17 protein-coding genes and 2 tRNA genes are annotated in these 14,446 nt (G+C 60.9%); 13 read left to right on the plus strand and 6 right to left on the minus strand.

The genetic code is table 11. The features are described from left to right. Window positions 1-155: 155 nt before the first annotated feature. Entirely contained in the window at window positions 156-1,031 is an 876-nt protein-coding gene (locus ACXWUF_RS08460) for an NADP-dependent methylenetetrahydromethanopterin/methylenetetrahydrofolate dehydrogenase (protein ID WP_458494230.1), read from the minus strand. A 321-nt stretch (window positions 1,032-1,352) separates the two neighbouring features. Here ACXWUF_RS08460 and fchA point away from each other — a divergent pair, with 321 nt between their 5' ends. From fchA to ACXWUF_RS08520, 12 genes are all read left to right on the plus strand, one after another. Further along, on the plus strand, window positions 1,353-1,976 hold the full coding sequence (gene fchA, locus ACXWUF_RS08465) for a methenyltetrahydrofolate cyclohydrolase (RefSeq protein WP_458494231.1): 624 nt from the start codon (window positions 1,353-1,355) through the stop codon (window positions 1,974-1,976). A gap of 188 nt (window positions 1,977-2,164) precedes the next feature. Next, window positions 2,165-2,476, plus strand: a complete 312-nt coding sequence (locus ACXWUF_RS08470) for a c-type cytochrome (protein ID WP_458494232.1) — start codon at window positions 2,165-2,167, stop codon at window positions 2,474-2,476. A gap of 157 nt (window positions 2,477-2,633) precedes the next feature. Next, entirely contained in the window at window positions 2,634-3,218 is a 585-nt protein-coding gene (gene lptC / locus ACXWUF_RS08475) for an LPS export ABC transporter periplasmic protein LptC (protein WP_458494233.1), read from the plus strand. Then, complete coding sequence (gene lptA / locus ACXWUF_RS08480) at window positions 3,196-3,783, plus strand: lipopolysaccharide transport periplasmic protein LptA (RefSeq protein WP_458494234.1); 588 nt, start codon at window positions 3,196-3,198, stop codon at window positions 3,781-3,783. Before lptC ends, lptA begins: the two co-directional genes overlap by 23 nt. 3 nt (window positions 3,784-3,786) lie before the next feature. After that, complete coding sequence (lptB, locus tag ACXWUF_RS08485; RefSeq protein WP_458494235.1) at window positions 3,787-4,512, plus strand: LPS export ABC transporter ATP-binding protein; 726 nt, start codon at window positions 3,787-3,789, stop codon at window positions 4,510-4,512. An 89-nt stretch (window positions 4,513-4,601) separates the two neighbouring features. Next, window positions 4,602-6,071: an RNA polymerase factor sigma-54 gene (locus tag ACXWUF_RS08490; protein ID WP_458494236.1), complete on the plus strand. Its 1,470-nt coding sequence runs from the start codon at window positions 4,602-4,604 to the stop codon at window positions 6,069-6,071. Window positions 6,072-6,259: 188 nt separating this feature from the next. Beyond that, the gene (gene hpf / locus ACXWUF_RS08495) at window positions 6,260-6,547 is read left to right on the plus strand and encodes a ribosome hibernation promoting factor (protein ID WP_458494237.1); all 288 of its coding nucleotides are present in this window, start codon (window positions 6,260-6,262) and stop codon (window positions 6,545-6,547) included. Between the two features lie 69 nt (window positions 6,548-6,616). Continuing rightward, window positions 6,617-7,474: an RNase adapter RapZ gene (gene rapZ / locus ACXWUF_RS08500; protein ID WP_458494238.1), complete on the plus strand. Its 858-nt coding sequence runs from the start codon at window positions 6,617-6,619 to the stop codon at window positions 7,472-7,474. An 8-nt stretch (window positions 7,475-7,482) separates the two neighbouring features. Continuing rightward, complete coding sequence (locus tag ACXWUF_RS08505) at window positions 7,483-7,944, plus strand: hypothetical protein (RefSeq protein ID WP_458494239.1); 462 nt, start codon at window positions 7,483-7,485, stop codon at window positions 7,942-7,944. Window positions 7,945-8,004: 60 nt separating this feature from the next. Continuing rightward, the gene (locus ACXWUF_RS08510; protein WP_458494240.1) at window positions 8,005-8,304 is read left to right on the plus strand and encodes a hypothetical protein; all 300 of its coding nucleotides are present in this window, start codon (window positions 8,005-8,007) and stop codon (window positions 8,302-8,304) included. Window positions 8,305-8,387: 83 nt separating this feature from the next. Beyond that, window positions 8,388-9,626, plus strand: a complete 1,239-nt coding sequence (locus ACXWUF_RS08515; RefSeq protein WP_458494241.1) for an ABC transporter substrate-binding protein — start codon at window positions 8,388-8,390, stop codon at window positions 9,624-9,626. A 71-nt stretch (window positions 9,627-9,697) separates the two neighbouring features. Continuing rightward, complete coding sequence (locus ACXWUF_RS08520) at window positions 9,698-10,177, plus strand: Spy/CpxP family protein refolding chaperone (RefSeq protein WP_458494242.1); 480 nt, start codon at window positions 9,698-9,700, stop codon at window positions 10,175-10,177. Window positions 10,178-10,364: 187 nt separating this feature from the next. Here the strand turns inward: ACXWUF_RS08520 and ACXWUF_RS08525 are convergent, their stop codons facing one another. Then, window positions 10,365-11,378, minus strand: a complete 1,014-nt coding sequence (locus tag ACXWUF_RS08525) for a Gfo/Idh/MocA family protein (RefSeq protein WP_458494243.1) — start codon at window positions 11,376-11,378, stop codon at window positions 10,365-10,367. 189 nt (window positions 11,379-11,567) lie between these two features. Next, window positions 11,568-12,182: a PqiC family protein gene (locus tag ACXWUF_RS08530; protein ID WP_458494244.1), complete on the minus strand. Its 615-nt coding sequence runs from the start codon at window positions 12,180-12,182 to the stop codon at window positions 11,568-11,570. 159 nt (window positions 12,183-12,341) lie between these two features. Between ACXWUF_RS08530 and ACXWUF_RS08535 the strand changes: the two genes are divergently transcribed. Next, a tRNA-Phe gene (locus tag ACXWUF_RS08535) sits at window positions 12,342-12,417 on the plus strand. 129 nt (window positions 12,418-12,546) lie between these two features. Here ACXWUF_RS08535 and ACXWUF_RS08540 read toward each other — a convergent pair. The 3 genes from ACXWUF_RS08540 to ACXWUF_RS08550 all read right to left on the minus strand — a co-directional run. Continuing rightward, window positions 12,547-13,536: a cation diffusion facilitator family transporter gene (locus ACXWUF_RS08540; RefSeq protein WP_458494245.1), complete on the minus strand. Its 990-nt coding sequence runs from the start codon at window positions 13,534-13,536 to the stop codon at window positions 12,547-12,549. Between the two features lie 286 nt (window positions 13,537-13,822). After that, window positions 13,823-13,899 (minus strand) — tRNA-Arg (locus ACXWUF_RS08545). Between the two features lie 23 nt (window positions 13,900-13,922). Next, window positions 13,923-14,446, minus strand: a 524-nt coding sequence (locus tag ACXWUF_RS08550; protein ID WP_458494246.1) for a 3'-5' exonuclease, incomplete at its 5' end; no start/stop codon positions are given.

A 14,446-nucleotide genomic window follows, 5' to 3' on the forward strand; every position in this document is an offset into this window, starting at 1 on the left:
GCCCCGGTTGGCATGGTGGGTTACGGCGCACGGTGGTATTCCAAGAAATATCAAGCTTTTCGTCGGGCGCCTAACCCACCCTACGGTCTGGCTTATCGGCGGTTAATTTCCGAGTTCCACGCTCGGTTGTCAAACGCTAAATCAAGGGCTTGCGGCTATTCCGCCGCTTTCAATTCCATCGCCTTGGCGATGGCGAAAATCTCCTCGGCATCCAAAATCTGGTTATTCGCCTCGAACAGCTTGGCGATGCACGCCCGGTGCAGCGCCAGCTTCAACGCGCCAAACCCCAACGCGCCCCACACGATCTTGCCGTTCCGGTCCCTGCCGCGATCCAGCATGTCCGTGCCGCCTACCCCTAAGGGCGGCGTGGTGTTGGCGTCGATCAATTGCTCAATGGTCGGATTGTCCTGCCAATGTTCGGGCTTCAGCAGCTCGACTCCGGCGGCGCCCGTGGCGAACACGATATGGGTTTTCTCGATGGCCTTGGCGCGGGATTCGTAATCGGGCGTCGCGAGGGGGATGGGCGTGACGCCGAACCGCGCCCGCAAGTCCGTGCAGACATGCTCGGCGCGGGTCAGGTCGCGGGAGGTGATGACCACTTCCGCCGCGCCCTGCCGGATCAACATGACCGCCGCCCGCTGCCCGACCGGGCCGGTGCCCGCCAGGATCACCACCCGCTTGCCTTCCACCGAGCCGCTGCTCAACAGCTTGGCGACGGCGGCGGCGGCGGTGGTGTTGCCGCCGTTGCTGTCCAGCATGACCGAGACCCGGAAGTCGCCGAAGAACCGCTTCTTCACCGCCTTGAGCAAGTCCTGACCGGCCACCATGTTGCTGCCGCCGATGAAGAGGGCGGTGTTCTTCTTGTCCTTGGGCGGGCGGGTGAAGATGGCGCCGTCCACCAGCGGCGCGACGTTGTTGGGCGTGACCCCGGCATGGCCGATGACATGATCGGCGCCGCCATCGTAGGCCACCACGGTATCGAAAACGGAAGGGTGCGGGTCGGTGTCGAGCTGGAATAAAAGCTTTTTCATTGGTTCCTTGCGAGGAGATGGTTTGTTTATATCGGGGCTTCCATCGTTCCCACGGTCTCCGTGGGAATGCTGTCTAGGCCGCTCTGCGGCCCGTTTCCCGGTTGATAGCAATAGCAGATTCTGCCGCCCCACGGGCCGCAGAGCGGCCAAAACGGCATTCCCACGCTGAGCCTGGGAACGATTAGGGTGGGCCACGCCGCAAAGCGGGCAACGGTAGCGCACCGCCCCCACAGTGGCAAATCGTATTTTGCCCCCACGATGTCTACTCTTATAATGCCGCCCCCCAAAAAGCACCCTCATCTTTACCGTAAGAGCACAGCCATGCACAGAGACAAACCCGTCCAACAATTTCTCGACGAACTCGCCAGCAAAGCGGCCACTCCCGGCGGCGGTAGCGCGGCGGCGATCATGGGCGCCATGGGCGCGGCGCTGGTGAGCATGGTGTGCAACCTCACCCTCGGCAAGAAGAACTACGAGGCCGTCCAGGACGGCATGAAAGACTTGCTGGTTAAGTCTGAGGATTTGCGCTCGCGACTGACCGACATGGTCCGGGCCGACGTCGAGGTATTCAATCAGGTCATGGTCGCCTATGGCTTGCCCAAGGAAACCGACGAAGATAAGCAGGCCCGCAGCCTGGCCATCCAAGCCGCCCTGAAAGCCGCCACCGATGTGCCGCTGGATTGCGCCGAAGCCTGCGCCGAAGTGGTCCGCATCAGCCAGTTCACGGCGGAACACGGCAACCGCAACGCCGTCAGCGACGCCGGAGTCGCGGTGGAAGTGGCCTACGCCGCCCTCCGTAGCGCCGCGCTCAACGTCTACGTGAACACTGGCGCTATTAAGGACGAGGCGTTCGTGGCCTCCCGCCTGGAACGGCTGGATCGGATATTGGCGGGCCAGCACGACTTGAAGGAAGAGATTTACCAGATCGTTAAAAGCAGGCTGTAGGCGTTGCGGTGGGGCGGTTGTGGTCTGGGCTGGCCCATGCTTCTTGTCCCCTCTCCAGCGGGAGAAGACAGGCGAACACGCACATAGGCACATAGCGCGGTTGCCCCGCCCATAGCGTGGAATTCCGTGCGGGTGGCGGTCGGTCCGGCTATCATTCGCGGCGATATGAATTCCCGAGGAACCCCACCATGAAAGGCCATTCCCTCCCGTACCGCCCATCCAACCGCGTTGTGTTGTTCGCGCTGCTGGCCCTGTCCCCGGCCTGGGTGTCGGCGCAGGATTTCGCACGCGGCCAGGAACTCTTCCAGCAGCATTGCCAAGCCTGCCACGAGGATTTGCACGAAGCCCGGCACCGCCATGTGCGAACCCTGGATGAACTCCGCCAGCGCGTCCAAGGCTGGGCCACGCACACCAACACCGGCTGGCAGAAGGGCGAAGTGGACGACGTGCTGTTCTACCTCAACCAAAGCTTCTACAAGTTTCCCAAACAGCGGCTCTGAGACAGCCGGTTTCATCCAAACCGCGCCATTCTCGGGCGGGTGTTTCGTGGCATAATCGCTGCTTTACGATTCACCCGCCCCGCCGATGACCATCGCGCCTAACCCTTGTCCCGCCCCCACCCGTCAGGCGTGAATCGACAGCTATATTCCGACCGGCATGTTTCCCACCCCCAAAAGCCTATTGACCTACCTCGTGTTGGCGCTGCTCGCCGTGGGCAGTTGGTGGGCCTCCGAAATCTTCATGCCGAAGGATGAGAGTCCCTCGAAGCCGCTCCCCGGCAAGGTGGATTACTATTCGAAGGCCCTGCGCCGCACGGTGATGGACGAAGCCGGGCAACCCAAGGAATTGCTGGTGGCGGACTCGCTGACCCATTACGAGAACGACAACCACAGCGAGCTGAGCCACCCCGTCATGACGCTCTATTCCAAGGAGGGCGGCCCGCCGTGGATCATCGAAGCCGAATCGGCCATGCTGCCCGGCGAGGGCGACGACGTTTATCTCTACGGCGAGGTGCTGATCCGGCGCGAGGCCGACAAGAATGGCCGGACCATCCGCATCGAGACCAGCAACGCCCGGGTCCAGCCGGAGCGGCAATACGCCGAAACGGACGAGTTCGTGCGGATGCTCAGCCCCCCGGACATCATGACCGGCACGGGTGCCCAGGTGTTTTTCGGCGACGATCTCAAATTCACGGTTTTGTCGAATGTGCGAAGAAAGCATGATGTTCAACCGAAAAAATAACCGCCAAGCTCCGGGGCGGCGCCTTTCCCGCGCCCCGCTCTTCGGCGCGTTCCCGTCCGTGGCGCTGGCCTTGCTGTGCGCCCTCGCCCCCCAGCCCGTCCTGGCCCTGGACAGCGACTCCAAGCAGCCCATGTACATCGAGTCCGACACGGCCACCTACGACGAGAAAAAGGGCGAGACCGTCTACACCGGCAGCGTCAAGGCCACCCAGGGCAGCCTTGAGGCCGTGGGCGACAAGATGATCATGTATCAGGTCAACGGCAAGACCGACAAGATCGTGATTTGGGGCAACCCGACCAAGATCAAGCAAACCCCCGAGGGCGGCAAGGAAGACACCCACGGCAAGGGCCAGCGGGCGGAGTATTTCCCCGACACCGGCATCCTGATCCTGTACGAAAAAGCCATGACCTGGGAAGGCCCGGACCCCGCCAAGAGCGAGCATCTGGTCACCAGCGAGCGGATCGAATACGACACCCGCAACGCGCTCTACAAGGCGGGCGGCTCCCATTCCGGCGGCAAGCGGGTCCATGTCACGATCCTGCCCAAAGAAGACGAGTCCGAATAAGCCATGTCGACCCTCACCGCCACCCATCTCGTCAAGCGCTACAACCGGCGGAACGTCGTCGATGGCGTCTCCCTGGACATGAACAGCGGGGAAATCGTCGGCCTGCTCGGCCCCAACGGCGCGGGGAAGACCACCAGCTTCTACATGATCGTCGGGCTGATCGGACCCGACCAGGGCAACATCCGCCTCGACGACCGCGACATCACCCACCTGCCCATGCACGAGCGGGCGCGGCTCGGCATCGGCTACCTGCCGCAGGAGCCGTCGATCTTCCGCAAGCTCAACGTGGCGAACAACCTGCGGGCGGTGCTGGAACTCCGCAAGGGACTCAGCCGGGGTCAGCGCGAACTCATCATTGAAGAACTGCTGGACGAGTTCAACATCAGCCATTTGCGCGACCAGCCCGCCATGGGGCTCTCCGGTGGCGAGCGGCGCCGGGTGGAAATCGCCCGCGCCCTGGCCTGCGAGCCGCGCTTCATTCTGCTGGACGAACCCTTCGCGGGCGTCGATCCCATTTCCATCATCGACATCCAAAAGATCATCGAGCATTTGCGCCGCCGGGGCATCGGCGTCCTCATCACCGAACACAACGTGCGCGAGACCCTGGGGATATGCAACCGGGCCTACATTCTGGCCGGGGGCCGGGTGATCGCGGAAGGCGCGGCGGACGATATTGTCCAAAACAAGGAAGTCCGACAGGTTTACTTGGGAGAAAACTTCTCCCTCTAAAACGCCGCCGTTTTCCTATTGCTATACTGAGGTTAGAATGAATGGGAAATAATGGTATGACCATTGCTTAGCAACGGATTTAGAGCTAGATGAAGCAGACACTGCAACTCCGCCTCGGTCAAAGCCTGACCATGACCCCCCAATTGCAACAGGCCATTAAGCTGTTGCAATTATCCAGTCTGGACTTACAGCAGGAAATCCAGCAGGCGCTGGACTCCAACATGATGCTGGAGACGGCGGACGAGGAAAACACTCATTCGGACCCCGGCGAATTCACCTCTGAAATCTCCACGCCCAGCGAACCCGAACCGGAATTCCGGGAGATCGGCAACCTCGACGCCCCGGCGGACATCCCGCAGGAACTCCCGGTCGATTCGTCCTGGGACGATGTGTACGACAACCTGCAAAGCTTCTCGACCGGCTCGGGCGATTCCGACGGCGACGACTACCTCCTGCACCGCGCCCCCGCCCAAACCCTGCAAGACATGCTGGTCTGGCAGATGGAGCTGACCTCGTTCAGTGAGCGGGATTACGCCGTCGCCACCGCCATCATCGACTCCATCAACGACGACGGCTATTTGACGGGCACCATTGAGGACATCCACCAGGGCCTCACGACGCAAATCCACGATTTGGAATTTGACGAGGTGAGGGCGGTCCTGCACCGGATACAGAACTTCGATCCGCCCGGCGTCGCCGCCGCCGACCTGGCCGACTGCCTGCGCATCCAGTTGCAGCAATTGCCCGAGGACACCCCGTGGCGCAAGCCCGCCTTGGAGTTGGTCACGAAGCACCTCGACCTCTTGGCGAAAAAGGATTTGACCAAGCTGAAGCGGCTGCTCGAACTGTCCGACGAGGATTTGAACGCCATCATCGTCTTGATTCGCAAGCTCGAACCCAAGCCGGGCCGCCAGATCAACACCACCGAATCCCAGTACGTCATCCCCGATGTCTACGTCGTCCGCCAGGGCGACCAATGGACCGTGCAGCTCAACCCGGACATCTCGCCGCGCCTCCGCATCAATCCGTTCTACTCGAACATGATTAAGCGGGCCGATTCCAGTTCGGACAACGTGACCATGAAGAACCACTTGCAGGAAGCCCGCTGGTTCATCAAGAGCCTGCAAAGCCGCAACGAGACCCTGCTCAAAGTGGCCCGCTGCATCGTCGAGCGGCAGAAGGATTTCCTGGACGAGGGCGAGACCGCGATGAAGCCTTTAGTGCTGCGGGACATCGCCGAGGAAGTGGCGATGCACGAATCGACCATTTCCAGGGTCACAACCCAGAAGTACATCCACACCCCGAACGGCGTCTTTGAATTCAAATATTTCTTCTCCAGCCACGTCTCCACCGACGCGGGCGGGGAATGCTCGGCCACGGCCATCAAGGCGTTCCTGCGGGAAATCGTCGAGGCCGAGGATTCCGCCAAGCCCTTGAGCGACGACACGATTGCCAAGATGCTGCAAGGCCGGGGCATCAACGTCGCCCGGCGGACTATCGCGAAATATCGGGAAGCGATGGCGATTCCGCCATCCAATGAGCGCAAGCGCGTTTTTTAAGTGATTTTCCGGCAATCGCCATGCCCAACTCAGATACCCCCAGAAACCCCTCCCCATCCCTCCCCTTATCAGGGGAGGGAGTTCTTAGCCCCCGATGAGGGAGGTGGGGGTTAACAGGTATGCTCTTTTTGTGAAATCGCCTTAATAATCCAACCTTTCGACTTACTGACCAAACCAGGGAGATCACCATGCAACTCAGCATCACCGGCCACCACATCGAAGTGACCGATTCCATGCGGAACTACGTCACCGAGAAATTCGCCAAGTTGAACCGCCACTTCGATCAGGTCATCGACGTTCACGTCATCCTGGAAGTGGAAAAGCTGGCCCAGAAGGCCGAAGCCACCGTCCATGTCAACGGTGCCAACCTGTTCGCCGAGGCCACCGATGAAGACCTGTACGCCGCCATCGACGCGCTGATCGACAAGCTGGACCGGCAGGTTCTCAAGCACAAGGACAAAACCCAAAGTCACTAAAGCATCCATCCACCGGCCCGCCCGCCGGTGGCTCAATCGCCCGTGAACTGAGCCGGGTGGGGTTGAACCATGAAACTTATCATCGTTAGCGGCCTATCCGGCTCGGGTAAAAGCATCGCGCTGGAAACCCTGGAAGATTGCGGTTATTACTGCATCGACAATCTGCCGGTGGGGCTGATCGAATCCTTCATCCGGCAGGCCGTCACCGACGGCCAGCCGGCCTTGCAGAAGGCGGCCATCAGCCTCGACGCCCGCAACCAGACGGGCAGTTTCGCCCAGTTCCCCGCCACGCTGGAATTGGCCAGCCGGTTCGGCATTCAAATCCAAATCCTGTTTCTGCAAGCGGAGTCGGATACCCTGCTCAAGCGCTTCAGCGAGACCCGCCGCAAGCACCCGCTCACCAACGCCGTCCACCCGCTCAGCGAAGCTATCGAGATGGAGCGGAAGCTCCTCGAACCCGTCGCCAGCCGCGCCCATCTGCTCATCGACACTACGTATACGAATGTCCACCAGTTGCGGGAGTTGATCCGCAGCCGGGTGGGCGCCAAGCGCGACCACATGATGTCGCTGTATTTCCTATCCTTCGGCTACAAGAATGGCATCCCGTTGGACACGGATTTCCTGTTCGATGTGCGCTGTCTGCCCAATCCCCACTGGGAACCGGCGCTGCGGCCCAAGACCGGGCGGGACAAGGAAGTGATTGAATTCTTGGAACGCATCCCGGAAGTCCAGAGTTATTTGGATGACACCACCCACTTTCTGCAGCGTTGGGTGCCGCAGTTCGCGGCGGAGAGCCGCACTTATTTGACCGTGGCGATTGGCTGCACCGGCGGGCAACACCGCTCGGTGTATCTGGTGGAGGCGCTGGCGGCGCGGTTTCATTCCGATGCGTATGATTTGCTGGTTCGACATCGGGATTTGCGGTGAGCATGTATATGTACGGTTCCCGCTCGGATATGAATCCCGCCGAGTTGGATGATTCCTACGAAACGGACGAAATACGGGCGTATTTGGCGGACTGCCATGAGCTTGGAATGGTTAATGATCTTGAACGTTGGTATGTCACCGAGGAATGGGCGGCGAAATTCCGGTCGCATCGACAAAAGCTGTTAATTCTCGCCAAGCCAGGTAATCCTTGGGCGCAGTGCCATGTGGCTGGTCTTTACGTGCTGGGTAGTTGCTACACCAGTTACGCGGAGTTTGAAAAGAACTATGAGCGGGATGCTGTGGAAATGACCAATTGGTTGGTCAGGGCAGCTCGCCAAGGGATTGTTATGGCTCTTGATCCTTTAGTGATGGTAGGAGTTGGCCCGGAAGCGGAGCGTGTTCGGGCGATTTTCAATGAGCTATATGAGCAGGTTCCCGACAAGCGCTGTCTGCCCTTGAGGGAAACTTAGCGAAAAGCCTACGGCGTGGCGGTGTTGGAACGGGACAAGGTGTAGGTCGGGCATGTACTCATGCCCGACGGTTCCAGAGGATTTGCCGTGACCTCGCAAGCTAAACCACTATCCGATGCCGAACTTGAAGCTTATGAAGCTCAACGCGACCTAGGTGCTGAGTTATTACAAGCCATCCGAGAAATGAAAGACGGTCAGGGACGGGTCGTATACTCGGAGTCGGCACCCGCCAAGCCCCGCCCCAAACCCACGGTTGAGGAAATCATGGCCATCGCCCACCACTGCGCCTCATTGCGGGTTTTGGATGATCGTAGCGCCGACGAAATCATCGGCTATGACGAAAACGGGATTCCTCGCTAGTTTTGGCCCCGTTGGCTGAGCGGAGTCGAAGCCAACGGAGCCGAAACTAGCGGCCACTGACTATTGATTAGCCCTCCGAATCCATGCACCAAAAACCCGCCCGCCTACTTTTAGCCCTACTCCTAGCCATCGCCCTCCCCCTCCAAGCGGCCAAAAAACCCGCCAAACCCACACCCCCGCCCGAAGCCAAACCCGCCGCCGAGGCCAAAGCCCCGGAAATCAAAGGCGCCAGCCTCGCCATCGCCTACCTGACCCAAGCCGAAGCCAACCCGCCGGTTCAGCCGTTCTTCGATCCGGTCATCACCGACCGGGGCGTGCAAGGTGCCCGGCTCGGCATTCAGGACGGCAACACCACGGGCCGCTTCACCCGCCAGAATTTCACCCTGCACGAAACCACCGTGCCCGCCGATGGCGATGTAGTAGCCGCGTTCAAAGCGCTGGTCGCGGAAGGCAAGCGCCACATCCTGCTCAATCTCCCGGCCCCGCTCATCACCCAACTGGCGGCGCTGCCCGAGGCGCAGAATGTCCTCATCTACGACATCGCCAGCCGCGACGATAACCTCCGCGCCGAAGCCTGCCGCGCCAACACGCTGCACCTCCTGCCCAGCCGCGCCATGCGGGCCGATGCGCTGGCGCAATATTTCTCGAAGAAGCGCTGGCAGAAATGGTTCCTCGCCGTGGGGCCGGATGAAGGTGACAAGCTCCACGCCGAAGCCATCCGCCGCGCCGCCAAGAAGTTCGGCGCCAAGATCGTCACCGACAAGCCCTGGGAACACAGCTTCGACGAGCGCCGCACGCCGGAATCGGAAGTGCCCGTCTTCACCCAGGGCACCGAATACGACGTGGTCATCGTCGCCGACGAGGCCGGACTGTTCGGCGATTATTTTTCCTACCGTACTTGGCAACCCCGGCCCGTAGCGGGCACGCAGGGCTTGGTGCCCACCGCCTGGCACCGCGTCCACGAGAGCTGGGGCGCCCTGCAATTGCAAAACCGCTTCCGGGAACAGGCCGGGCGCTGGATGACCGAGGAAGATTACGGCGCTTGGCTGGCCGTCCGGGCCATCGGCGAATCCGCCACCCGCGCCAAAAGCGTCGAGTTCGATAAGGTCAAAGCCTTCATGCTGGGCGAGGAATTCACCTTGGCGGGCTTCAAGGGCGTGCCGTTGTCGTTCCGCCGCTGGGACCACCAATTGCGTCAGCCAGTGCTGCTCGCCGCCGACCGCTCGTTGGTGGCCGTCGCGCCCATCGAGGGCTATTTGCATCCGAAGAACGAACTGGATACCTTGGGTGCCGACGAGGCCGAATCAAAATGCCGCTTTTAACGCTGTAGGTCGGGCTTAAGCCCGACCTACACAAAATGGTCCAACCCAATCGCCCAATAGAGAAATTCACCATGGCAATCCCCACCAAAAACCTGCTGTTAGCCCTGGCTCTGCTCATCCCCCTCAGCGCCACCGCCGAAACCACCCCGCCGCCCACCGACGCCCCCGGCGGAGCTTGGGGCGAACACGGGCCGGGCCAGATGCAGGCTCGCTTGGATCAATTGCACACTGACTTAAAGCTGACGCCCGCCCAGGAAGCGGACTGGAAAACCTGGATCGGCAAACTCGACCAGGCCAAGCAAGAACGCAAGGAAGCTCGACCCGACCTCCGGGCACTTCGTGAATTGCCCACCCCAGACCGGCTGCAAAAGATGATTGATTTTGGCAAGGCGCGAATCGCGGTAATGGAGGAAACCCTGGCTGCCACCAAGACCTTTTACAACACGCTCACCCCGGAGCAGCGTAAGACCCTTGATGCTACGGCCCTCTTTGGCAACCATGGGGAAAAAGGCGGAAGGCGCGAGGGGATGCGGCGGCCGGGTTTGAAATAAGCCCATCTCACGCATCGCATCGTAGGGTGGGTTAGGCGCACGTTCAGGAATGCTTGATTTCGCTGTTAGATTCGCCGTGCGCCGTAACCCACCACGCTGATTGACAAGGTGGGTTACGGCGCACGGTAATGTGAGAGAAATATCCAATCTTCCATGACGTGCGCCTAACCCACCCCACAAAACTGAATTAACCGATCTTCACCACCCGCCCCGTCGCCGCCGATTCCAGCGCCGCCACGATCACCCGGCAATTGGCCCGCGCATCTTCCAGCGGCAAGCCCGGCGCCTTGTCGTTCAGCACGCAATCGCCGAAATGCTCGATCTCCAGGTTGAAATGATTGGCGGGCGGCAGGCGCTCCTCGGTTTGCCGCCCGTCCTCGGTCCACCAGGAAATGACCGGAACATCGCCCGGCAATTGCCAGACCGTGTGGCACTTCAAGCCGCCCTTGGTGCCGATGATTTCGTATTCCGAGCGGCGGGCGCGCTCGAAGCTGAAATCGAAATGGGCGAACTTCCCCTCCCCGAAATCAATGATGCCGCTGGTGGCGATGTCGGCGCCGCTTTCCACATATTTAGCGATGGCCGTCACCGCGACGGGAGGTTGGTCGAAGAACAGCCGCGCCGAATGGATGGCATAGCAGCCAATATCCCACATCGCGCCGCCGCCTTGCCCCGTGTCCCGCGCCAGCCGGTACATCCGCGCCGGACGCATGGTGAAGGAATAGGTGGAGCGCACCGAGCGGATTTCCCCGATGACGCCGGACGCGACGATTTCCCGCACGCGGGCAAGTTGCGGATGGAAGCGGTACATGAAGCCTTCCATCACCTTGACCTTGTGTTGTTTGGCGGCGGCTTCAATGGCGTCGATGTCCGCCACGCGGAGGGCCATGGGCTTTTCACACAACACATGCTTGCCGCGCTCGATGGCCCGGAGCGTCCATGCGGCGTGTTCCTCGTTGGCGAGCGGCAGGTAGACGGCCTGGATGTCGGCGTCGTCCAGCAGGACTTCGAGATGGTCGTAGGTTTTGACGCCTTTGGCCTCCGGCGCGTATTTCGCCAGGGTCTCGGCGGCGGCACCGGGGCGGCGGCTGGCGATGGCGACGAGTTCGGAATTGGGGGCTTCGACGATGGCGGGCAGGAAGCGCTCGTTGACGCGAGCCGCGCCGAGAATGCCCCAGCGGAGCTTGGTTGGATTGGTCATGGATTCGTCCTTTTGGCGTGTGGCCCGCACGGGTCTGGTGGCGGGATTCGCGGGCGACTTTACCACGGAATACCACCCCCAAACCGGCGGGGAATGGCGCCTAAATCCATGATGTTCATGGTTAAATTCGGCGGTTGAATGACCAGCCCCAAGCCCTGTTCCATAGGGTGGGTGGAGGCGCGCCCCGCCTCAACGGGATGAATGACCCGTCGGCAATTCCCGCAACGCATTGGCGATGGTCCGGCTCAGTCCATTCAAGCACTCGTTGAGAGCGGAGACCATCCTCCCATAGTCGGTGGTGGACGCGGCGGCACGAATCGAGGTGGTGCGGCCAATCAAGGTGTCCTTGTCCCGGCGGATGCTCCATTGCGCGATGAGCAGGGCTTGCCCATCCGGTTCGATGTGGAATTCGAGGATGTTCAGCGGCACCCGGAAATCCACCGCCTGCCCCCGGTCGGCGCTGCTCGCCAACACCTGCCGGGCGGGCACCATGGCTTCCAGGTTGCGGACCAGCACCCGGCTGACGTTGTCGTCCAGCCGCTCCGCCCAGCGGTGGCTTTCATCGACCTTGTAGGCATTGCCGCCCTTGGCCGTGACGATCTGCGAGCGCTCCAGATATTCCGGGATGCGGATCGGCCCGACAGCAATCACCGGCCCGGTGGCTTCATCGCCCGCCGGGGTTGATGCCGCGTGGCGTTCCGGCTCCAACATGAAGTATTCCACGGGCGGGCTTTTGCCCACGCAGCCGCCGAGCAGGAAGAGAATCAACACAAAGCCGAGCGGACGGAGTCGCTGGAATCGCATGGGTGATTTTCCATTCATGATTTGAGGGTGGGACTTGCTTTGGAATAACGGTTCAGCATGTCACGGGTGAACCGAGGCGGCAAGCGGGCGGAGCGGAAAACACAATCAGTGCTTGACTCGGCAGGGCTTTAACGGTTTAATACGCGGCTCATACGGCACGCCCAGGTAGCTCAGTTGGTAGAGCAGGGGACTGAAAATCCCCGTGTCGGTGGTTCGATTCCGCCCCTGGGCACCATAGAATTCAAAGGCTTACACGGTTCTCCCGGTAAGCCTTTTTTCATATCTGAATACCGGAAAAATTTCCTGTCCACCACACAACTTTCTACCTGCCCCTTTTCACGCTTGCCAAACGCAGGCGCAACACTCACCCGTGGACGTGATGCGCGTGCCCCGCGCCGTGCTTATGGTCATAGTCATGGTCATGATGGTGATGGTTGCGCTGGGTGATGTCGCAATACAGCGCGTCCGGGTCGCAGCCCTCGCATTCGATTTGCAAGGTAGCGTGGCCGACGCCGTATTTTTCCGCCGCCAGTTCGCTGATTTCATGCTGCATCAGCGCGGCCCGGCTGACAGGCATGTCGTCGACAACGATGTGGGCCGACAACAGCCGAAGACTCTGGGAAAGGCTCCACACATGCAAATCATGGACGCCGCGCACACCCTCGATTTGCATGAGGTCGCGGACCATCGTACTCATCTCGATGTCGCGGGGCGTGCTTTCCAGCAGAATGTCCACGGTCTCCCGCAGAATCAGCCACGCATTCCAGAGAATCAGCAGGCCAATCAGGATACTGGCAAGGGGATCGAACCAATTCAGCCCCGTCAGCCAGATGCCCACGCCCGCCAAGATGGCACCGAGGGTGGAGAACACATCGCCCAACAGATGCAGGAAGGCGCTGCGCAGGTTCAGATCGCCATGAGCGCCATGGCTCACCAGCCAAGCCGTGAGGAGATTGACGAGCAGCGCCGCCGCGCCCACGCTCATCAGGATGTCGGCGGACACCGGGGTCGGCGTCAGGAACCGTTGATACGCCTCGTAAAAGATGCCTGCGGCGATCAAGGCCAGGGTGGTGGAGTTGACCAGCGCGGCGAGGATGCCGACCCGATGGTAGCCGAAAGTCTTGCCCGAATGGGCTGGCTGGTCGGCCAGACGAAACGCATACCAAGTCAGGGCCAGGGCACCGACATCGGTGAGGTTGTGGGCGGCGTCGGTGAGCAGGGCCAAGCTGTTGGCGAGATAGCCCGCCACCGCCTCAATGATGACGAAACCGAGCGTCACGAACAGAGCCAAGGCCAGCCGAACCTGGGTTTGTTGGCCGGGTGGGGGGAAATGAACGTGGTTATGGCCTGCCACGGGTTCTCACCTGCTGTTGCTAATGGCTGGGGGGAGGGGCGTCAGGACGGGACATGCCTCGCGTGGATTCCGCCCTTTGGCGCAATACTATCATTGCTTGATGGACAGGCGGCGGGAGGGCAGGACCACCAGCCAACATCCGCATCAAGGTATCCACGGTCGTGAAATTTGGGATGCGTTGCGCATCGCCATCCCTCATTGATCCATCTCCGCCCGCCGCATGACGGGCGGACAAACAAAAAGGGGTTGCGGTAAAAACCACAACCCCTTTTCTCATCTGCTGATTTGGCGTGCCCGGCGGGACTCGAACCCACGACCTCTGGCTTCGGAGGCCAGCACTCTATCCAACTGAGCTACGGGCACGTAGGCGGCGAAGTATAGCGTAGTCAGGGACCATTTAACAGACTACGGATATTCGCCAAATGGGCCATACCGCGCTCCTTCTTCGTTTCCGGGTCTAGCGCCTTGCGGGCGGTCCATTCCAGCTCATCCTCCGGCAACTCGCTCAGGAAGCGGCTGGGCTGGCATTCCACAATATCGCCATGGCGTTTGCGGTGGGTGCAATAGCTCAAAGTCAATAGCCGTTGCGCCCGCGTGATGCCCACATAGGCCAAGCGGCGTTCCTCTTCCACGCTGCCCTCGTCGATGCTGGTCTGGTGCGGCAGGATGTTTTCCTCCACACCGACCAGATACACATAGGGAAACTCCAAGCCCTTCGCCGCGTGCAAGGTCATCAGGTGAACCCGGTCGCTGGTGTTCCCCTCCTCGTTGCGGTCGAGGATGTCCAGCAGCATGATCCGGGCGACGACTTCGGCTAGGCTCTTTTCCTTGGTCTCGTCGTCTTGCGTGGCGATGCGCTTGAGCCAGTCCAGCAACTCCCGCACTTGGCCCATCTTGCGGCGGGCGGCGT

The organism is Methylomagnum sp., assembly GCF_054333355.1.